A 20,364-nucleotide genomic window follows, 5' to 3' on the forward strand; every position below is an offset into this window, starting at 1 on the left:
AAAACACTATTTTAATTTTATATTTTTGCTATGTTTTTGACCATTTACAAAAAGTTCAAACTCTTCTTTTGGATAGCCTGTGACAGGTATTGTTATTCTATTGCCTTCATTATCTACATTATGGCTCCTGTTGTATATTTCCCCTCCATCTGATACTCTCTTGATGACAAGTTCTACAATGCCTTTATGTCCTTGCAACTGTATCGTTACATTTTGAGTAGATAAATTTGTCGATGCACTTTGCTCTTCCTCCTGCCCTTCCTCAGGTTCATCTTCAGGTGGTGTTATATCCTCCGGTTCCTGTATCACTTCCGGTCCCCTACTGATGATTAAGTTCACAACAGTATTTTGAGATACTTGTGTTTCCGGTGGAATACTTTGAAAGATCACAAGACCTTTTGCGTACTCATTACTATCTCCTTCTGAGACATTTCCTATTTCCAGTTGCTGTTGTCTTAGTATAGCCTCAGCACGTTCTCTAGTTTCACCTATTAGAGTAGGCATTGAGAAAGTCACCACTTGCGGTCCCTTGCTAACAACATAATCAACCGTCGATCCTGCCGGTAGAGAAGATCCTCCTCTAGGGTTTTGGTCTATTACAGTACCAATAGGAAATTCACTGAATTCTTCTCTTGGTGTCCCCGCCTTCAAACCTCTATTTGCCAGCAACAAGGGGACATTTACTGCATCTTCATGGATCAGATCTGGCACATTCGCCATATCGGGCCCTGCACTTACCACTACCCGAATTGTATAACCAGGCTTTACCTTCATACCGGCATTGGTTTCTTGACTGATAATTTCATTTATTGGGGTCTCTGTAGTATGGGTAGATCTTTCTTCCAATTGTAACCCAAGTTCCTTCACGATTTCTCTGGCTTCCTCAATATTCTTACCTTCCAAGCCAGGAACTACTACTTCTTCTGTTCTAAAAAAGTTAAGGTTGCTTACATAAAAAAGTCCAAAGGTAAACAACAGGGCTGCAATTAGAGCAGCTACAATTGCAGCGGCAATGACCAGCTTATTATTGCTTTTTTTACTTTTGGGTGCAGGTTTGGGTGCAGATACTTTGGGCACTTCAAAGTCTTCCTCCTTAATGCGGGGTATAATTTGTGTTGGTGAATCTTCATGATTTAACATCATTGTCATCTCATTATCAACAGCATCTTCCTTTAACTTACCCAGGCTCACGATTAAACTCTGAGCATTTTGATACCTAGAAGCCTGATCCTTCTGCATCAACTTTAATATAATTTCTTCTAAATTTTTAGATATTGCTGGATAAACTTCTGAAGGAGGAACTGGGTCCTGTTGAATGTGCTTTAAAGCCACCGTTATAGGACTGTCTCCTTCAAAAGGCACTGTTCCTGTAGCCATTTCATACATAACAATTCCCAATGAATATAAGTCTGATTTTTCGTCTATATAACCGCCTCTAGCCTGCTCTGGAGAAAAATAATGAACAGAGCCTATAACACTGCCCATATTGGTTATGGTAGAAGAACTAGCAGCAATTGCAATACCAAAATCCGTTACTTTAGCTCTATTATCCTCTGTAATTAAAATATTATGGGGTTTAATATCCCTATGAATCACATGATTATAATGGGCATGTTGTAATGCTAGTGCAATCTGCTTTGTGTAATTAATAATCTCATTTAAGGTGAGGATACCTTTTTCTTTTATTACTTCCTTCAGCGTTCTTCCTTTAACATATTCCATGACAATATAGTAAATATCATCTTCTTCCCCAACATCATATAGGTTTACAATATTGGGATGCGACAGACTTGCAGCAGCTTGAGACTCTCTTTTAAATTTTTCTATGATGTCTTTATCACTGGTAAACTCTGATCTTAATATTTTCACTGCTACATATCTATTTAATAAATTACATTTGGCTTTGTAAACTAAAGCCATGCCGCCTCCGCCGACTTTTTCAACAATTTCATAGCGACCACCTAATATTTTGCCAATCATATTTTTCACCTACCTTCATACGGGCTTATCTTTTCCAATAAGCACTGTAATATTATCATATCCACCTCGTTGATTTGCTAAGGAAACTAACTCCTTACAGGTCTCCATACAATCCTTCAACGTTAATAATGCCTTCTCTAATTCATGCTTATCAACAAAATTTGTTAATCCATCTGTACATAATAAAAGAATATCTCCTTCACAGAGATCCAGCGAAAAGATATCTACCTTTACCTTTTCACTGGTACCTAAAGACCTCGTTATGATATTTTTTTGAGGATGTTTCATAGCTTCTCGTTCTGTTATGCTACCATTTCTAACCAATTCTGCTACTAAGGAATGATCCTGTGTTACCTGCTCCAGCTCTCCCCCTCTTAAAACATACCCTCTACTATCTCCTACATGACCTATATAGATCTTATTCCTAATAATCAAAGCCATGGTAACAGTGGTACCCATACCTTCACAATTAAAATCCTCTATCGATTTATTATAGATTTCCTTATTTGCTCTATGAAAAGCCTCAAATATGATGCCTTCAATCGATGGCTTTTCCATGTCTTCTGTTATAAACTGACGAATATGATCCTTTATTGTATTGATAGCTATAAAGCTTGCTACCTCGCCACTTTTATGCCCTCCCATGCCATCTGCCACCATATATAACTTTATATTTTTTTCATAAATGCAATAATTATCTTCGTTCACTTCCCTTACTTTCCCAATATCAGTAATTGCTGCTACTGTCACTTGACTCCCCTCCCATCCGAATACATATTCGACATATTTATCTCAAACCCTCCACAAATTTACATCTCTATAGGTAATCATTTTTATCTTTAGCTATCTATTGTTTTTCCTTAATTTTTTTATTTATATAATTATTTCTCAACTGACCACAGGCTGCGTCAATATCCGCCCCCATTTCTCTCCTAATAGTGGCTTCAACCCCTTGGCTTTTTAAAACTTTCTGAAACCTTTTTACCTGCTCCTCCCGAGACTTTTCATACCTTGCCTCAGCTACAGTATTTACAGGGATGAGATTCACATAACAAAGCATTCCCTTCAATAGCTGGCCTAACTGCTTGGCATGCACTTCTTCATCATTTACTTCTTTTACTAAAGCATACTCGAAGGTAATTCTTCTGTTATTTTTCTGCAGATAATATTCACATGCCTCCATAAGTGCTTTAATGGAATATTTTTTTGCAATGGGCATCATGATTTGCCTAGTTTCATCATTAGGCGCATGAAGCGATACAGCTAAATTAATAGGTATTTGTAAATCAGCTAATTTTTTAATTTCAGGTACTAAGCCACATGTAGATAAAGTGATATGTCTATTACCAATATTCAGTCCACTCTCACTATTAACGATTTCTAAAAATTTCATCACTTCTCTATAGTTATGCAGTGGTTCCCCACTACCCATCAAAACAATATTAGAGATTCTTTCTCCCAAGTCTTGCTGCATTTGCAAGATTTGATCTATCATTTCTCCTGCTCTTAAATCCCTTATTAAGCCTCCAATGGTAGAAGCACAAAAACTACATCCCATGACACAACCTACTTGGGAAGAGATACAAGCGGTAAAGCCATGTTTGTACTTCATGACCACCCCCTCTATGATATTTTTATCCTCTAAAAGAAATAAATATTTTGTTGTACCATCTATTTTTGAAACCATCTTTTTTTCAATTTTAACATGGGTGATAAAGGTATTCTTCTGCAGTTTTTCTTTTAAGACTTTTCCTATATTTGTCATATCTTCCCATCGTTTTGCACCCTTATTCACCCATTCAAAAATTTGCTTTCCCCTATACTTTTTTTCCCCCATTCCTTCTACTAAACTCTCAACTTCATCTATTGTTAAACTCAGTAAATCTATTTTTGTCAATTAGAAACCTCCTAACATTTTACAACAAATTTATTTTTTCCTCAACTTACAAATAAAAAATCCATCGGTGCCATGAATATTCGGGTATAATTGTATCATTTTTTCTTTATGATTCCCTGGCAACATCCTTCCATATTGCTGACTTATATTGATTACTTCATAGTCAGAAGATAGGTTTAGAAATTTTTCTATGACTTTATCATTTTCATTGGGATCAATCGTACAAGTACTATAAAGTAGCTCTCCACCTGTTTTTACATATTTAGAAGCATTTATAAGAATTTTTAGCTGCATTTCTGTGATAACACGAATATCGTCAGCTTCTTTGCGATACTTAATTTCAGGCTTTCTTCTAATAATCCCTAATCCAGAACAAGGAGCGTCCACTAATACTTTGTCTGCTGCATTTAACAACTGATGATCTAAATCTTTGCCATTAAACTTTTCTACTTCTATAATATCTATATTCAGTCTTTTAGCGTTCTTTTCTATGAGATTTAATTTATGAGAATGAATATCTCTAGCCAAAACTCTTCCTTTATTCTTCATTAATTGTGCTATATGGGTGGTTTTTCCTCCTGGAGCACTACATACATCAATAACAAATTGATTTTCTTTTGGATCTAAAATTTTTGCCGCCAACATAGAACTAAAGTCCTGAATATGTATCAAACCTTTTTTATAAATGTCTAATACCTCCAGTTCACTAAATCCACCCTCCACCATCAAAGCTTCTGAAATAAAAGGGCTTTTTTCCACCTTTATTTCATTTTCTAAAAGCAACTGTACAACCTCTTCTACATTAGTTTTCAAGATGTTAACCCTTATGCACAGCTTAGGGGTTTCATTATTGCTTTTTAAAAGACCTTCTGTAAAATCTTCAGAAAAATACTTTAAAAATCTTTCTACCATCCATTTAGGATGAGAATATTTTATCGATAGATATTTTGCAAGTTCTTTTTCCTTATTCGGCATTTTTATACTTTCTTTATTTCGAATAATACTTCTCAATACGCCATTGATAAACCCCGATGCTCTTTTACAATATTTTTTAGATAAATTCACCGACTCATTTACGGCCGCAAAATCTGGTACCTTGTCTAAAAAGAAAATTTGGTAAATACTAAGTCGAAGTAAATTTAATGTCCATGTATCCATCTTATTTAATTTAGTCGTAGAGAACTGTTGAAGAATATAGTCAATAAATATGCAATTTTCTAAAGTTCCATAGACCAGTTCCGTAATAAAATTTCTATCTAATTTAGTATATTGTCCATGCTTTATTTCATGATTTAAGGCTATATTCGAATAAGCTTTTTCTACATCAATTTTATGTAAAACCTTTAGGGCACTTTCTCTAGCATTCATCCATTTTACCTCCTGTTTCTACTTATTATATATCATTATAAAATTTATATAAATAAATTTAATCATGATATCTTTTATTTCTCCATATAGGTATACACCTTTAGACTTAAATTTTAATCTATGACGTCTCTACCGTTTTTCTCTACATCTACAAATTCATCTATTATTTTTGCCAAAAAAGTAAAGGCGTCTTTACGCCTTTACTAACTTCTCCTATTTCTAATGGCTATCAACCTAAATAGTTGCGCTAAGGCAGTTGCCATTGCTGCTACATAAGTTAACGCCGCTGCTTTCAGTACTTTTTGAGAAGATCCAATCTCCTGGCTTGTAATAAAACCATTGCTATCTAGCAATCTTAAAGCCCTGCTACTGGCATTAAATTCTACAGGCAGTGTTACCACTTGAAACAATACTGCTGCTGTATAAAGTAAAATCCCCAAATCTATCAAGCTTAACGCATTAAAGATAAAACCACCAAACACGAAAATCCATGCTACTGAAGAACCAAAGCTTGCTATAGGAAAAATAGCGTTTCTAAAGCTTAAGGGGACATAGCCTCTAGCATGTTGTATAGCATGACCTACTTCATGGGCTGCAACGCTGACGGAGGCAATAGAGTTGCCATAATACACCTCTCTAGATAATCTTAATGTCCTATTTCTTGGATCATAGTGATCTGATAAATAACCCTTAGCCATTTCAACCGGCACATCTCTTAAGCCATTTTGATCTAAGATGCTTCTAGCTACATCATAACCAGAGTAACCCTTCCGAGTAGGCACTCTCAGGTATTTATTAAAGGTTGATTTCACTTTGCTTTGTGCATATAAAGCAAAAATAATTGCTGGAATTAAAAATACTATTGTAGAATCACCAAGACCATATAACATATCCCATCACTCCTTTATAAAGTGTAAAATTGCCTTCTCCACTTCTTCTATATCCACCTGTGTGTTGATACAGGGGCCTTGTGGCCTTTTATTGATAATCGCCAGTATTGGTATTTTTTTCACATCCATTAACCCGCTGAACAAATCTCGCTCACAAGCAATAGCAATCACTGCTTTAGGTCTTATCTCCACAATTGTTTTTCTTGCTAAAGTTCCTCCTGTAACAAGATGAAAATGTGTCTTGTATCTTTCTTTTAATAAGATTAACTGGTCTACATCACAACCTCCACACCGTTTACAATTATAGATATCATTTGTAATTTTGTGGGGACAGGAGGACTTTTGAATACAATGGGGTGTTAGAATTAATATTTCCTCCCCTTTAAAATCATATACGCCATTAAAAATTAACCGATTGTTCAAATCTGTATAGGCTTTTCTAATCATATTTTTGTCATATTTTAAAACTTTCCCTAAGCCTATGATGAAAGGATAAGAAAAACTTATAAAGTTTTCCATTACTGTCTTGACAATAGAAGGTATTCTTTTATCGTACCATAACATCATCATGGCAAAAATCGTTAACCCTATCGATACACCAACAATTAGTAATAGTAGCATACTACTAAACACCATAAATTGATAAAAAAACGTACTCCCTTTGAAGGATAGCCAAAGCAAGAAACCTAGCAGGATTAGTACAGATATCAACATAATTACTAATAAAAACGTAAATATTTTTCTCGAACTATCTTTTGTAAAACCCTTATTTAACTCCATGCTATTCTTTACCTAATAGGATATTTTTTTCTATCGTGTTCCCTACTAAAAAATCTTTGACTGCTAAACGTTTCCCACCACTAAACTGTAGTTCCTCTATCACCAATAGGTTTTTCCCCGTACCTACGTAAATTTTATCCTTCTTTACTTCTATAATTTTGCCTGGTTGATGACTTGCATTGCTAACCTCTACACTACTTTTCCAGATTTTCATGATTTTCCCTAAATAAGTAGTATAGGCCATTGGCCATGGAATTGTCCCTCTTATTAAGTTATGAATTTCTCCAGCGGTTTTATGCCATTGAATTTCTCCTAATTCCTTCGTCAACATAGGCGCATAAGTGGATAATTCTTCCTTTTGTTTTTCCCGAGGTGCATTTCCCCGCTCTATCTGTAGTAAAGTTTCTTTAAGAAGCCTACCACCTATAAGTGCCAATCGATCATGAAGCTCTCCAGCTGTTTCATCTTCCCCTATAGGAACTTCTTCTTTTAAAATCATATCCCCTGTGTCTAAGCCTTCCTCCATGTACATGGTGGTAATCCCAGTTGTTTTTTCCCCATGAATAATTGCCCATTGAATAGGGCCTGCACCCCTATACTTTGGTAAAAGTGAGGCATGAACGTTAATGCAACCTAAAGCCGGTATCTGTAATATTTCCTTTGTAAGGATCTGCCCATAGGCCACCACTACAATGACATCAGGACACATTTCCTTAATAGCTTCTACTACCCCTATATCTTTTAAGGAGTTAGGTTGAAACACTTCCAAATGATTCTCTAAAGCTTTTTCCTTTACTGGGGGCATTGTTAACTTCTTACCTCTTCCCTTTGGTCTATCTGGTTGGGTAAAAACACCTACAATATGATGCTCCTCTTTTACCAACGCTTCTAAAGATGGTACTGCAAAATCTGGTGTGCCCATAAAAACGATCCTCATCGTCATCACCTCTACTCATCCTTTATTCTGTCTATAAATAAAATTCCGTTTAAATGATCGATCTCATGACATAAAGCTCTAGCCAACAAGCCACTACCCTCTATTAAAACCTCTTGACCATTTCTATCCAAGCCCTTGACCTTCACTGTTTTAGGACGTATCACATCGCCGGATTCCGTAGGAAGACTTAGACATCCTTCAACTTCACACTGGGTTCCTGCCTCTTCTACGATTTCAGGATTGATTAGTTCTATCAACCCTTCCCCAATATCAATAACAATCACCCTCTTTAAAATTCCTATTTGTGGAGCAGCTAAACCAATTCCCTCAGCATCATACATGGTTTCTATCATATCATCTATTAGTATATGGATTCTTTCATCAATTTTGTCTACTTGTTTTGATAACTTTCTTAAAACTGGATCATCATCTTGCCTAATTATTCTAATCGCCATATTTTCCCTCCTAATCTGTTTATAGAATATATAATGGGTCTATATCAATTCCCACCGTAACCCTTGCAGGTACAAATTTTTGCCTATTATCTATTAGTAAGTACTTGACAATAGATTTTAATAATGTATAAGGAACTTCATGATTCTTTAGCAATACTTGGTACCTATATCTCTCCTTCACTTTTGCTATGATAGCAGGATTAGGACCTAGCACAATTTCATCATATGCAGTATAACCCTTAGCCTTTAATATATATTTTATATTATTTGTAATTTTTTGCGAAATAGTGTGTACTTCTTCTAAATTTTTACTACTAAAACTAATATGAATCAATTGTACAAAGGGTGGATAGAGAAATTCCCTTCTAAGATTTAGTTCCTCATCATAAAAGCTGCTATAATCATGCTTAGAAGCTGCAGCAATACTATAGTGTTCAGGGTTAAAGGTTTGAAGAATTACTTTTCCCTTTTCTAGACCTCTCCCAGCCCTTCCTGCCACCTGAGTAATTAATTGAAAAGTCTTTTCAGAAGCCCTAAAATCCGGTAAATTTAGTGTTGCATCAGCGCCTATAATCCCAACTAAGGTTACATTAGGAAAATCCAATCCCTTTGAAATCATTTGTGTGCCTATAAGTATATTTATTTTTTCCTTTTTAAAATCTTCTAGGATTCTTTGATGGGCACCTTTTACACTTGTTGAATCCATATCCATCCTTCCAATAACAGCCTGTGGAAAATAAGAGGTTATTAAATCTTCTATTTTTTGAGTTCCTGTACCAAAATAGTTGATTTGAGAATCGCCACAAGAGGGACAGATACTAGGTTCACCTTCTTTTTCACCACAGTAATGACACTGCAAATTTTTCATGGTTCTATGATAAGTCATAGCAATATCACAGCGTCTACATTTTACTACATAACCGCACTGAGGACAAGAAATAAAAGTAGCATAGCCTCTTCTATTAAGAAATAATATAGTTTGTTTTTTACTTTTCAAGTTTTCTTCTATTAAGGCATACAACTTCCTGCTCAAAATATTTTTATTGCCTTGATCCAATTCTTCCCTCATATCAATAATCTCTACTTCTGGCAAAGTAGCGCTAGTAGCTCTTTTTGTCAAAGTAAACAAGGAAAAATCCCCTTTACTTCCTTTATAATAACTCTCAATAGAAGGCGTAGCTGAGCCTAAAACAACAATAGCCCCTTCTTCTTTGCCTCGATAGTTTGCTACTTCAACAGCATGGTACTTAGGATTGGTTTCAGATTTGTAAGTATGTTCGTGTTCCTCATCCACGATAATTATTCCGAGATTTTTAAGGGGGGCAAATATCGCAGATCTAGCACCTATGACAATATTTACTTTTCCTTCGATTATCTTTCTCCACTCATCAAACCGCTCTCCCTCTGATAGATTACTATGAAGTACAGCAATTCCTTCTCCAAATCTTCCATAAAATCTTTCTACCGTCTGAGGGGTTAAAGCAATTTCAGGTACTAGAATGATCCCTTGCTTCCCTTTTTTTAAAGTTTCTTCCATAAGCTGCAGGTAAATTTCTGTTTTCCCACTGCCAGTAATGCCATGTATTAAAAAAGTCTTGGTCTTATCCTGCTGAATATAAGTTGTGATTTCTTGAATTACTTCTTTTTGCTCTATATTTGGTATCATTTTAGGTAAACTTTCAAATTTAATATTTTTATAAGGCTCCCGCTTATACTCCTGATCTATTAGCAGGATATAACCTTTGTTTACTAAACTATTTAAAGGCGCTCTCGTGATTTTAAGTAAGTCTATTAATTCTCTAACAGTACACATTTTATGCTGTTTTAGAAATAATATGATTTCTCGTTGTTTTTTTGCATTTTTCAAGGTATTTATTATAGGCTCGATCTCATCTTCTTCTAAATTTAGTTTTGCATACTGCTGGGTTTGTACTTTTACTCTAGAAGAAATGTCATATTCTATTTGAATGATTTTTTTTTCCTCCAGCAATTTTAGCATACTACTAAGATTTTTTATAGCAAGTCTGCTATATAGTTTCTCTAAAGTAGCCTTGCCTCCTAAACTTTTTAATGTGCGTAAAAGTTCTATTTGATTTTTAGACTTACTACCGATACTTTTTTCCCAGTCCTCCTCTATTAAATGCAGCACTTTTTTTTCTATATTTACGATACCGGCGGGAATAATGCAATGAATCGCATCTATATACTTACAGAGATATTTATTTTTCAACCAAACAATTAACTTAATTTGTTTTTTATCCAGTATAGCTTCATCTTCTATGGGATAAAGAAGTTCCTTTAATGAATACTGGAGTTCCTCTACTACTTTTATATTTAATATATAAGCTTCTAATCTTTTATTTCCCATCCCAAAGGGCACCATAACCCTCATACCCTCTTTTATTGTTTCCAGCAGGTGTTCTGGAATTTTATAGTCAAATATTTTATCCATCTGTAGGCTCGTATGATTTACAATAACTTGAGCTACATGAATTGGTTCCTTCACTCCATCACCTCCTGATATAAAATGAGACTTAATTCAGGGGGAGTTTTTGCTCCCACTGAATTGTAGTCGAATTTACTTCGAGGATGTAGTGTTTGATCTCCCACTTGCAAAAGTGGGAGTCTTAGCAATACACCGAAGGATAAGGCTTTCCCTGTCCATCTGTATCCATTATATCAAATTTTAACTAAAATAAAAAATCCTCTTCACAAAAAAGTCAATCCTTCAATAGACTAAAACTTAGAAAAATCTGCATGCTATAGCTATCTGCCTACTTAAAGGCATATAGCTATACAGCATGCAGATTTTCCACTACAACAGCTCCTTTACTTTATTCAAAATATGATGAGCTATTTCTGTTTTAGAAGACTTATCAATTTTTGTTATATTCTCCGTCTTATCTATTAAGTAAACGATGTTAGTGTCTGTGCCAAAGCCAGCTCCTTCTTGGGTAACATCATTTGCCACAATAAAATCTAAGTTTTTCTTCAAAATTTTTTCTTTTGCATATTCCAGTACATGATCTGTTTCTGCTGCAAATCCCACCAGGATTTTCCCTTCTTTTATTTGACCAAGTTCAAATAAAATATCAGGATTTCTTACCAAAGTTAAAGTTAAGTCTCCCTCTTGTTTTTTAATCTTTTTCTCTGCGCTATATTGGGGACGATAATCCGCTACAGCAGCAGACTTAATAATAACATCCTGTTGAGGAAAATGTTTCATAACAGCATCATACATATCTAATGTACTCTTTATAGGAACAAAGTTTATATTAGAAGGGGGCATAATTTTTGTAGGACCTGATACTAAAGTAACAGAAGCACCTCTTTTGCTGGCAGCTTCGGCTAAAGCATAACCCATCTTTCCGCTAGAATGATTCGTAATGAATCGCACCGGATCAATGGCTTCTACCGTTGGTCCTGCGGTAATTAATACTTTTTTTCCTTCTAAATCTTTTTTTTCTTTTCCAAGTTCAAGCATAAATTCAATAATGGCATCAACTTCTGCCAACTTTCCCTCTCCTATATCACCACAGGCCAATCTACCTGAAGCTGGAGGAATAAAGTGATAGCCGAGTGCTTTTAATTTTTCCATATTAGATTGAAAAATTACATTTTGGTACATTTTTGTATTCATGGCTGGAGCAAAAACAACCTTTGCAGTAGAAGCCATAATCGTTGTAGATAATAGATCATCAGCAATACCATGGGCTACCTTGCCAATAATATTCGCTGTAGCAGGAGCAACCAAAAGAATATCTGCTTTTTGTGCTAAGGATATATGTTCTATATCCCAATACCTTGGGGTTTCAAAAAGCTCCGTAATAACAGGGTTTTGACTGAGGGCTTGCAACGTATGGGGCTGAACAAAAGCCATAGCGGTCTTCGTCATAATGACATCAACATTGGCCTGAAGTTTTTTTAGCCTACTGACGATGTCACAGGCCTTATAGGCAGCAATACCACCGGTGACCCCCACCACAATATTTTTTCCCTTTAGCATTAGAATTGAACCTTATTGGCTTTATCTTCATCAACAGGTTTATAGGTAACCATATCCTCTACGATTTCCTGTGTTGCTACAGAAACCGGTCTCAAGGAAGCTGCTCTTACCTTCGGTTCATTACCGTCTATAAGCTGTCTCGCCCTCTTAGCCACCGCTACTACTAAAGTATAACGACTATCTACCTTTTTCATCAAATCATTAGTTGATGGATATAACATATTTATCAATCCTCCTTAAAATATAGATTTAATATTTTTGTGAATTCTACTAACCCTGCATTTCTCAGCTGTAATAATAGCTTCTACATCCTTCGTAGCTCTTTGAAGATCATCATTAAAGATCGCATAATCATATTTTATCACTTGTTCTATTTCTTCTATGGCACATCCATAGCGTTTTTCAATATCCTTTTGGCTTTCTGTCCCTCTCGTGACGATTCTTTTTTTTAGCTCCTCCAGCGAAGGTGGCAAAATGAAGATAAATACACCATCTGCAAATTTTTCCTTCACCTGTAATGCTCCTGCGATGTCTATTTCTAATAAAACATCATTGCCATTTTCTAGATTTTCCAGCACATACTTTTTGGGTGTACCATAGTAATTATCATATACACTTGCATACTCCAAAAGCGCATCCTGCTTTATCATATCTTCAAATTGTTCTTTAGAGATAAAATAGTAGTTTTCCCCTTCCACTTCTCCTTTACGAGGATCTCTTGTAGTGGCAGACACGGAAATTTTTATTTGTTTATTTGATTTAAGTAAATTTTTGCAAATCGTCCCCTTCCCAGCCCCTGAAGGTCCTGAAACAACGATCAACAATCCTTTTTTATCCATATCTATCTCCTCTTTCTTATGCTACTCACCTTCAACAATAGCTTCTGTATCTTTATTACTATCTTTAGCACTTAATCTATGGGCAACTGTTTCAGGCTGTACTGCAGACAAAATGATATGATCACTATCTGTTACAATCACAGCTCTTGTTCTGCGTCCATAGGTAGCATCAATTAACATACCTCTATCTCTTGCTTCTTGAATAATTCTTTTTATCGGTGCTGACTCAGGACTAACAATAGCTACAATTCTACTGGCAGATACAATATTACCAAACCCAATATTAATTAACTTAATATTCATTGCTTTGCCTCCTATTCAATGTTTTGAACCTGTTCTCTAATCTTTTCTAACTCACTTTTCACCTCTACGACAATATTTGCAGTAATCAAGTCGTTAGCTTTTGAACCTATTGTATTAATTTCTCTATTCATTTCTTGAATAATAAAATCTAATTTTCTACCCACTGCTTCCTGCTGCTCCATTGATTTTTTAAATTGAGCTATATGACTATTAAGTCTAACAATTTCTTCAGTAATATTACTTTTATCAGCAAATAAAGCCACTTCTAAAGCAACTCTAGCTTCATCTATCTCTAGTTCTTCTTCTAACATTTCCTTAACACGTTTTGTTAATCGTTTTTTATATTCTTTAACGATCTCAGGACTTCTGTCTTCTATTCTTTGTATTAAACCTATAAGTATGTCCAATCGCTTTAGTAAATCTTCTTTAAGCTTCCTTCCCTCTTCAATACGCATTTCTAATAAACTGTTTAATGCATCTACTAAGCCCTCTTCTAAAAGGCCCCATATCATCTCTTGATCCTCTTCTTTTTTTTCTAACTTTAACACATCAGGAAATTTTGCAATAGTAGAAACTGCTACATCTTTTTCTAGACTAAAACGGTCATACATCTCATTCATTGCCTCTATATACTGCTGTGCTAGTGCCATATCGGTAACAACTTTGATATCGCTATCTCCAATATTTTTATAACTAATAAACACCTCTACTCTACCTCTGTGAACTTTTTCCTTAATGATTTTTCTGATAGGTTCTTCTAAATAAGTAAAGCTTTTAGGCATTTTAACGCTTATGTCTATGTACCTATGGTTTACTGACTTTAATTCTATCTGAAAATGTTTCCCCTCCTGCTGTGTATCTCCTCTTCCAAAACCCGTCATACTCTTTAACATAGGCTTCATCCTTCCATTTTTATAACCTTGCTTTTAAAATTTTATGCCTGCTAATTTTCATGATGAAAAAAATATACACCACAGCAAATATCCTCTGCTGGCCCCTCCATATCGATGTTTTTTTCTTGATCTATCGTAATCTTTAGCCTACCACCTTCTGTATCCACCAACACCACTTCCTCTACCAATTTTAAGTGATGAGCTATACCACATACACTAGTCACCCCCGTACCGCAGGCTAATGTATATCCGGCTCCACGTTCCCATGTTCTTACTTCTATGTGGGTAGGATCGATTATTTTTGCAAAATTGACATTCGTATTTTCAGGGAATATTGCATGTTTTTCAATGATAGGACCTACGGTTTTTACCATATTTAAATCCAGATCTTCTGTAAAAATCACTGTGTGGGGAACTCCCATCAAAACCGTTGAAATCATAAAGGTTTTATCGTCAATTTTTAGTTCTTGATTAATAAAACTATGAAGCTCCTCTGTTTTAACAGGTATTTTTGCAGGTTCAAAAACCATTTTTCCCATATTCACATTGACAGCATCTGCTTTGCTGTCTGTTTCCTTTATATGGACTGTTTTTATGCCGGCTAAGGTTTCAATGCTAAATTGCTTTGTCTTGATCAATCCTTCATCATATACAAACTTTGCAAAGCATCTTATCCCGTTACCACACATATTTGCTCTTGATCCATCACTATTATAATAATACATTTTAAAATCAGCCTTTTGCGACGAGCCTACCATCATCAAACCATCTGCCCCTATGCCAAAGCGCCTATGGCAACTTCGGATAGCCAGTTCACTGAATCTTTCTTCATAGGGAAAACTCTCATACTTTATAATAACGAAATCATTTCCTGCACCATGTAATTTTTTAAAGGGAATATTCACTATTTTTACACCTCACTTTATTTTAAAGTGTTAACATTTTTTATTAAATTTATTTTTGAAAAAAGATGCTAACAATAAATTTGTAAAAAATTTTTCCATAAATATGCAATCAATAAAATTTCTTTTAATATTAAAAGCATACTAATAATAACTATAGAATGCAATAGTTTCCTTTAGAAATTATAGAAGTTTCTTTTTGAATTTTGCATTTGTTATTGTTTTATGCTATATTATCTATGATTACTAAATCAATGGGAGGGGTTCATTATGGCCTTAGATGGATTAGTTACTTCTGCTTTAGTTCATGAGTTTCAAAGTTTATTAAGCTTTAATAGAATAGAAAAAATTTATCAGCCGGAGGCTGACGAAATCATCATACTCTTAAGAGGTCAAGGTAAAAATTTAAAATTATTATTATCTGTTAATAGTAATTATCCTAGAGTGCACTTTACTAATATCAGCAAAGAAAACCCCGCCACACCCCCAAGTTTTTGTATGTTACTGCGAAAATATCTACAAGGGGGTAAAATCGTAGCCATCACCCAACCAAATTTTGAACGCATCATCAAGTTCAAAATCGAAACATTGGATGAGTTAAACATGGTAAAATCTAGGGAACTCATCATTGAAATGATGGGGCGACATAGCAATATTATTCTTATAGATTGCGAAACCAACAAAATTTTGGACAGTATTAAAAGGATATCCTTCGATGTAAGTCGGTATCGTCAAGTACTTCCAAGTTTACAGTATACCATGCCTCCTTCTAAAAATAAATATAATCCTTTAGAAGTTTATGATTTTGAAGCATTTCACGTAGTCCTTTTACAGGATCTACAGTACTCTGTAGAAAAAAGTTTATATCATGCTTTTATCGGAATCTCTCCCTTAGTAGCAAGAGAAATTTGTTTTATTGCTAAGATTGAAGGGGATATGCCCTTAAGTCAATTATCTACCGATGCGCTTCATCGTTTATACAAAAGTTTTTCTGCCTTATTTCAAAGGCTTCAATCTCATGACTATAGACCCTATTTATTTTTAGATACCAATCATCAAAAATATGTTGATTTTAGCATTATAGAGATCACCCACCTTTCTCTTTATCAAAAACAAGAGCTTTCTTCTATTAGTGAGATGTTAGAGGTTTTTTACAGAAATCGTGATGCGCAACAGCGAATGAAACAAAAATCCTATGACTTAAGAAAAAGTATTACTACAAAATTGGACAGACTCTATAATAAGGTGCAAAATCTCCACCAAGACTTAAAAAATGCAAAAAAAGCAGACACCTACAAGCTCAAAGGAGATCTTTTAACAGCTCACCTCTATCAGATTCAAAAAGGTGATGAAAACGCAGAGGTCTTAAATTACTATGATGAAAACCAAAGTATATTAAAAATCCAACTGGATAAAAGGCTATCTCCTTCACAAAATGCTCAAAGCTACTATAAAAAGTATAATAAAGCAAAAAATGCTCTACTTGAGGTAGATAAACAGCTAAAAAAAGCTAAGGAGGAGATTGACTATTTAGAACAGATTGTGATTAATATCGATCAATCCACCTATCTTTCCGACTTAGAAGAAATTCATAGTGAATTAATAGAAACCGGTTATCTTAAAAAAAGGGTGACAAAAAAAAGCATAATGAATTTCAAAAAAACAGGTTATTTAAAATATATGTCCTCTGATGGTTTTGAAATTTTAGTAGGAAAAAACAATAAACAAAATGACGAAATTACATTAAAAATTGCTGATAAAGACGACCTATGGTTTCACATCAAGGATATGCCAGGATCTCACGTGCTTTTAAAAACAACAGGTCAACCCTATAGCGAAACAGCAGTTTTAGAAGCAGCTATTTTAGCTGCTTACTATAGTAAGGCAAAAAATGCTACCAAAGTAGCTGTAGACTATACTACGAAAAAAAATGTACGAAAACCAAAAGGTGCTAAACCTGGTATGGTGATTTATGATTCTTATACGACCATCCTAGTGGATGGAGATGAAAAGTCAGTTTCTCGTATTAAGCAAATTCTTTAAAGGGTAAATCATAAAAATAATGGGCGGTCAAAGACCACCCATTATAGCTTTTCTATCACAACAAAATTATGATTATCTACTTCTTCCAAATTTACTTTGACGATCTCATCTTTTGAAGTAGGCACATTTTTTCCCACATAGTCTGCCCTTATAGGCAGCTCCCTATGCCCCCGATCTACTAAAACCGCCAATTGTATTGTCTTAGGTCTTCCCATGTCCACCAGAGCATCTAGCGCTGCTCTAACCGTCCTTCCTGTATACAATACATCATCCACTAAGATTACTTTTTTATCATTAATATCTGTACTGATTTTAGAATCATAAATAATAGGATCAATATTTTCCTTTGTCAAGTCGTCACGATACAGCGTAATATCTAGAAGGCCTACAGGTACGCTGGTTTCTTCGATTAGTTTAATTTTTTCAGCCAAGCGATTTGCTAAAGGCACACCTCTTGTTTTAATGCCTACCAAAACAAGATCGTTTGCGCCCTTATTTTTTTCTAAGATTTCATGGGCAATTCTAGTAATAGCTCTGCTGATAGCTTTTTCGTCCATTAAATGTACTTGATTTTTCATTTTTACACCTCACTTTATTTATAGATAACCAATTTTATACCTTAACAAAATACGCCCTCTTGCGGTTTCAGAAATGAACAATGTTAGCAATTCACTCCAGTGAAAAATCCTAAAATTTGCAAACTCGCTACCGCTCAAACATGCAAATTTCTTTACGGATTTTCCACTTACATGAATTGAACATTGTAGTCATTTCCTGCAAATGCATACGGTCTGCATTTTATTAAGCTTTGTAGTTGGTTATCTATATAGATGCGCGCTTCTAAAGTTAAATTTTAATATACACGGTCTACGGTTTCGCCCCAAAATCGCAGGAAAGCGTGTTTTCTTAAGCAATAAAATTAGTTGTTTATAAAGCATTACTTCTCATAAAGCGCAATACTTTTTCAAAGCTAGAAGGTAAAGGTGCTTCAAATTCCATATACTCTTTTTTACTAGGATGAATAAATCCCAGCACCTTTGCATGAAGAACCTGCCCAACCAAGTTAAATTTTGTCGTCTTACCGCCATAAACCTCATCCCCTAATAAGGGATGTTTTATATAAGATAAATGTACTCTAATTTGATGGGTTCTGCCTGTCTCTAGTTTTGCTTCAATATATGTATAACCTTTAAACTTTTCCAACACTTGAATATGCGTAATAGCATTTCTACCATTCTCTACCACTGCCATTTTAAGACGTTGTGTAGGATGCCTGCCAATGGGTGCATCTATGGTAGCTTTGTTTTCTTTTATGTTTCCTAAAACAATAGCATGATATCTTCTAGTGATGGAATGCTCCTTTAATTGCTCTGCTAACTCTCTATGGGCAACGTTGTTTTTTGCCACCATTAATAAACCTGAAGTATCTTTATCAATACGGTGTACAATGCCGGGACGAATGATACCATTGATAGAAGATAATTTTCCTTCACAATGGTATAGCAGGGCATTTACTAAAGTGTTTTCATAGTTGCCGACAGCAGGGTGTACCACCATATCTTGTGGTTTGTTGACAATAATTACATCCTCGTCTTCATAAACAATATCAATAGGAATATTTTGTGGCTTAACATCTAACGCTCTAGGTGGAGGTACTAAGACTTCTATTTCGTCCCCCTCTTTTACGATATATTTATTTTTCTCATACTTAGTATTTACCTTAACCAGCTGATCTTTGATAAGTTTTTGTATGTAGCTTCTGCTTAAGTCTTCGTATTGCTGGGAAATATATAGATCTAATCTAGTGCCTTCTTCTTCCTCTGCTACAAAAAACACTTCTCTGTCCAAAGCTTACATCTCCTTTTTACTCAAGTCATCATATTTTAAAATCACATAGATGACTAGTATTTGCCCTATAACAATGGCTGAGTCAGCAATATTAAATACCGGCCATATCCTAAAATCAATAAAGTCTACAACAAAGTTATACAGGACTCTATCTACTAAATTTCCTAATGCTCCACCGACAATTAAGCTTAAACCCAGCATCATAGGCTTAGGATAGTGTTTATTTTTTCTAAAATAAACGATGATAAAGCCAATAATCAGTATTGTAATAAGAATAAAAAACCACCTTTGACCCTGTAAAACCCCAAAGGCTGCTCCTCTATTTTCTACATAAGTAAAATGTAGCACATTATTTATAATAGGAATTTCTCCAACATCCTTTAGATACTTTAGCACCAATATCTTACTTATCTGATCTAACAAAAATACAACAAAGGATATAATATAATTCATCATTCAACCCCCTTCCATCCAATACTTTAATGATTATACCATTATAAATAGAAAAAAGATACAAAAAGTACCTTTTTCCCGGGTCTTATTCTAAGTCTATGTCTGCTTCTCTCTCTCTCCTTGTACTAGGCAACTGTCGTTTATAGTAGTCTTCAGTTATATTATCAACATCTTCTACAATTCCTGGAGCAAAATCATCAAACACACCTTGATGGTCTCCTGTGGAAAAGGAAGGATCATTTTTAACTTCGTTGTATTTTGCAACTTCTTGATAGGCATCTTCTCCGTCATAACCAGTATAGTCGTCGGTGTTTTTATGGGTTCTTCCAAAAGGAGCCCGCAGCAGCCTTTCTTCCACAGGGCGATTAGCATCAGAATCATATAATGCCACTTCTCCTTTTTCACATTCCATACAAGTATCTGCCTCCGGCAATATTTCTAGGCGTTCTTCAGAAATTTCAGCACCGCAACCTCGGCATATAGCGTACTCACCATTTTCTATCCTTTTTAATGCTCTATCAATTTCATGAAGTCTATACTTTTCATTGTTTTCAAGGTTTGCTTGCATAGCCGTCATAAACATTTCAGTTCCTAAATCCGCAGGATGATTGTCATAAGCGGATAATTCTTCTGTATACTCCCTCATAGAGGCACTGTGTGGTTGATGTTCCTCCATCCGTTTTAGGGTATCTAAAATTTCTTTTTTCTCCTGCAAAAGTAGTTGTTTAAAATGTTTTTGTTTTTGTATATCCAAATTGCTATTCCTCCTC

At 34.9% G+C, this 20,364-nt stretch carries 20 protein-coding genes; 1 reads left to right on the forward strand and 19 read right to left on the reverse strand.

All coding sequences use genetic code 11. The features are described 5' to 3' along the window. Nucleotides 1-6: 6 nt before the first annotated feature. The 15 genes from pknB to dapF form a co-directional block, all read right to left on the reverse strand. The gene (gene pknB / locus BJL90_RS16815; RefSeq protein ID WP_070970689.1) at nucleotides 7-1,980 is read right to left on the reverse strand and encodes a Stk1 family PASTA domain-containing Ser/Thr kinase; all 1,974 of its coding nucleotides are present in this window, start codon (nucleotides 1,978-1,980) and stop codon (nucleotides 7-9) included. Nucleotides 1,981-1,995: 15 nt separating this feature from the next. After that, complete coding sequence (locus tag BJL90_RS16820; RefSeq protein WP_070970693.1) at nucleotides 1,996-2,730, reverse strand: Stp1/IreP family PP2C-type Ser/Thr phosphatase; 735 nt, start codon at nucleotides 2,728-2,730, stop codon at nucleotides 1,996-1,998. 97 nt (nucleotides 2,731-2,827) lie between these two features. Further along, on the reverse strand, nucleotides 2,828-3,877 hold the full coding sequence (gene rlmN / locus BJL90_RS16825; RefSeq protein ID WP_081562065.1) for a dual-specificity RNA methyltransferase RlmN: 1,050 nt from the start codon (nucleotides 3,875-3,877) through the stop codon (nucleotides 2,828-2,830). A 30-nt stretch (nucleotides 3,878-3,907) separates the two neighbouring features. Then, nucleotides 3,908-5,245, reverse strand: a complete 1,338-nt coding sequence (rsmB, locus tag BJL90_RS16830; RefSeq protein ID WP_070970697.1) for a 16S rRNA (cytosine(967)-C(5))-methyltransferase RsmB — start codon at nucleotides 5,243-5,245, stop codon at nucleotides 3,908-3,910. Between the two features lie 203 nt (nucleotides 5,246-5,448). Continuing rightward, the gene (locus tag BJL90_RS16835) at nucleotides 5,449-6,135 is read right to left on the reverse strand and encodes a zinc metallopeptidase (protein ID WP_070970699.1); all 687 of its coding nucleotides are present in this window, start codon (nucleotides 6,133-6,135) and stop codon (nucleotides 5,449-5,451) included. 6 nt (nucleotides 6,136-6,141) lie between these two features. Next, nucleotides 6,142-6,756 (reverse strand): DUF116 domain-containing protein, encoded by a 615-nt coding sequence (locus BJL90_RS16840; protein WP_236904942.1) that lies wholly within the window; start codon nucleotides 6,754-6,756, stop codon nucleotides 6,142-6,144. 160 nt (nucleotides 6,757-6,916) lie between these two features. Beyond that, nucleotides 6,917-7,852 (reverse strand): methionyl-tRNA formyltransferase, encoded by a 936-nt coding sequence (gene fmt, locus BJL90_RS16845; RefSeq protein WP_070973357.1) that lies wholly within the window; start codon nucleotides 7,850-7,852, stop codon nucleotides 6,917-6,919. 11 nt (nucleotides 7,853-7,863) lie between these two features. After that, nucleotides 7,864-8,307 carry a peptide deformylase gene (gene def / locus BJL90_RS16850; RefSeq protein ID WP_070970707.1) on the reverse strand — a complete coding sequence of 148 codons (444 nt, stop codon included), beginning with the start codon at nucleotides 8,305-8,307 and terminating at the stop codon, nucleotides 7,864-7,866. A gap of 19 nt (nucleotides 8,308-8,326) precedes the next feature. Next, nucleotides 8,327-10,813, reverse strand: a complete 2,487-nt coding sequence (gene priA / locus BJL90_RS16855) for a primosomal protein N' (protein WP_081562066.1) — start codon at nucleotides 10,811-10,813, stop codon at nucleotides 8,327-8,329. Nucleotides 10,814-11,122: 309 nt separating this feature from the next. Further along, nucleotides 11,123-12,313, reverse strand: coding sequence for a bifunctional phosphopantothenoylcysteine decarboxylase/phosphopantothenate--cysteine ligase CoaBC (gene coaBC, locus BJL90_RS16860; protein ID WP_070970710.1), 1,191 nt, complete (start codon nucleotides 12,311-12,313; stop codon nucleotides 11,123-11,125). Then, entirely contained in the window at nucleotides 12,313-12,534 is a 222-nt protein-coding gene (gene rpoZ, locus BJL90_RS16865; protein WP_070970713.1) for a DNA-directed RNA polymerase subunit omega, read from the reverse strand. Before rpoZ ends, coaBC begins: the two co-directional genes overlap by 1 nt. A 15-nt stretch (nucleotides 12,535-12,549) precedes the next feature. Continuing rightward, nucleotides 12,550-13,152 (reverse strand): guanylate kinase, encoded by a 603-nt coding sequence (gmk, locus tag BJL90_RS16870; protein WP_070970716.1) that lies wholly within the window; start codon nucleotides 13,150-13,152, stop codon nucleotides 12,550-12,552. A 21-nt stretch (nucleotides 13,153-13,173) separates the two neighbouring features. Beyond that, nucleotides 13,174-13,455 (reverse strand): extracellular matrix/biofilm regulator RemA, encoded by a 282-nt coding sequence (gene remA / locus BJL90_RS16875; protein WP_070970719.1) that lies wholly within the window; start codon nucleotides 13,453-13,455, stop codon nucleotides 13,174-13,176. Nucleotides 13,456-13,466: 11 nt separating this feature from the next. Then, the gene (locus BJL90_RS16880) at nucleotides 13,467-14,348 is read right to left on the reverse strand and encodes a YicC/YloC family endoribonuclease (RefSeq protein WP_070970723.1); all 882 of its coding nucleotides are present in this window, start codon (nucleotides 14,346-14,348) and stop codon (nucleotides 13,467-13,469) included. Between the two features lie 50 nt (nucleotides 14,349-14,398). Further along, nucleotides 14,399-15,253, reverse strand: coding sequence for a diaminopimelate epimerase (gene dapF, locus BJL90_RS16885; RefSeq protein ID WP_081562067.1), 855 nt, complete (start codon nucleotides 15,251-15,253; stop codon nucleotides 14,399-14,401). Between the two features lie 267 nt (nucleotides 15,254-15,520). Here dapF and BJL90_RS16890 point away from each other — a divergent pair, with 267 nt between their 5' ends. Continuing rightward, the gene (locus tag BJL90_RS16890; RefSeq protein WP_070970726.1) at nucleotides 15,521-17,293 is read left to right on the forward strand and encodes an Rqc2 family fibronectin-binding protein; all 1,773 of its coding nucleotides are present in this window, start codon (nucleotides 15,521-15,523) and stop codon (nucleotides 17,291-17,293) included. Between the two features lie 41 nt (nucleotides 17,294-17,334). Here the strand turns inward: BJL90_RS16890 and pyrR are convergent, their stop codons facing one another. The 4 genes from pyrR to BJL90_RS16910 all read right to left on the reverse strand — a co-directional run bounded on the left by pyrR (nucleotide 17,335) and on the right by BJL90_RS16910 (nucleotide 20,348). After that, on the reverse strand, nucleotides 17,335-17,871 hold the full coding sequence (gene pyrR / locus BJL90_RS16895; RefSeq protein ID WP_070970728.1) for a bifunctional pyr operon transcriptional regulator/uracil phosphoribosyltransferase PyrR: 537 nt from the start codon (nucleotides 17,869-17,871) through the stop codon (nucleotides 17,335-17,337). 349 nt (nucleotides 17,872-18,220) lie between these two features. Further along, on the reverse strand, nucleotides 18,221-19,141 hold the full coding sequence (locus BJL90_RS16900) for an RluA family pseudouridine synthase (RefSeq protein ID WP_070970732.1): 921 nt from the start codon (nucleotides 19,139-19,141) through the stop codon (nucleotides 18,221-18,223). A 3-nt stretch (nucleotides 19,142-19,144) separates the two neighbouring features. Continuing rightward, nucleotides 19,145-19,594, reverse strand: coding sequence for a signal peptidase II (gene lspA, locus BJL90_RS16905; protein WP_070970736.1), 450 nt, complete (start codon nucleotides 19,592-19,594; stop codon nucleotides 19,145-19,147). Nucleotides 19,595-19,679: 85 nt separating this feature from the next. Further along, nucleotides 19,680-20,348, reverse strand: coding sequence for a TraR/DksA C4-type zinc finger protein (locus BJL90_RS16910; protein ID WP_070970740.1), 669 nt, complete (start codon nucleotides 20,346-20,348; stop codon nucleotides 19,680-19,682). Nucleotides 20,349-20,364: the final 16 nt, after the last annotated feature.

The organism is Clostridium formicaceticum (assembly GCF_001854185.1).
Lineage (GTDB): Bacteria > Bacillota > Clostridia > Peptostreptococcales > Natronincolaceae > Andreesenella > Andreesenella formicacetica.

Bases quoted from the DNA above. Each gene is read 5' to 3' on its own strand.
- BJL90_RS16880 (WP_070970723.1), bottom strand. From the start codon at position 14,348: ATGTTAAAGAGTATGACGGGTTTTGGAAGAGGAGATACACAGCAGGAG.
- BJL90_RS16840 (WP_236904942.1), bottom strand. From the start codon at position 6,756: ATGCTACTATTACTAATTGTTGGTGTATCGATAGGGTTAACGATTTTT.
- BJL90_RS16835 (WP_070970699.1), bottom strand. From the start codon at position 6,135: ATGTTATATGGTCTTGGTGATTCTACAATAGTATTTTTAATTCCAGCA.
- remA (WP_070970719.1), bottom strand. From the start codon at position 13,455: ATGAATATTAAGTTAATTAATATTGGGTTTGGTAATATTGTATCTGCC.
- coaBC (WP_070970710.1), bottom strand. From the start codon at position 12,313: ATGCTAAAGGGAAAAAATATTGTGGTGGGGGTCACCGGTGGTATTGCT.
- fmt (WP_070973357.1), bottom strand. From the start codon at position 7,852: ATGAGGATCGTTTTTATGGGCACACCAGATTTTGCAGTACCATCTTTA.
- def (WP_070970707.1), bottom strand. From the start codon at position 8,307: ATGGCGATTAGAATAATTAGGCAAGATGATGATCCAGTTTTAAGAAAG.
- rsmB (WP_070970697.1), bottom strand. From the start codon at position 5,245: ATGAATGCTAGAGAAAGTGCCCTAAAGGTTTTACATAAAATTGATGTA.
- BJL90_RS16890 (WP_070970726.1), top strand. From the start codon at position 15,521: ATGGCCTTAGATGGATTAGTTACTTCTGCTTTAGTTCATGAGTTTCAA.
- pknB (WP_070970689.1), bottom strand. From the start codon at position 1,980: ATGATTGGCAAAATATTAGGTGGTCGCTATGAAATTGTTGAAAAAGTC.
- lspA (WP_070970736.1), bottom strand. From the start codon at position 19,594: ATGAATTATATTATATCCTTTGTTGTATTTTTGTTAGATCAGATAAGT.
- rpoZ (WP_070970713.1), bottom strand. From the start codon at position 12,534: ATGTTATATCCATCAACTAATGATTTGATGAAAAAGGTAGATAGTCGT.
- pyrR (WP_070970728.1), bottom strand. From the start codon at position 17,871: ATGAAAAATCAAGTACATTTAATGGACGAAAAAGCTATCAGCAGAGCT.
- gmk (WP_070970716.1), bottom strand. From the start codon at position 13,152: ATGGATAAAAAAGGATTGTTGATCGTTGTTTCAGGACCTTCAGGGGCT.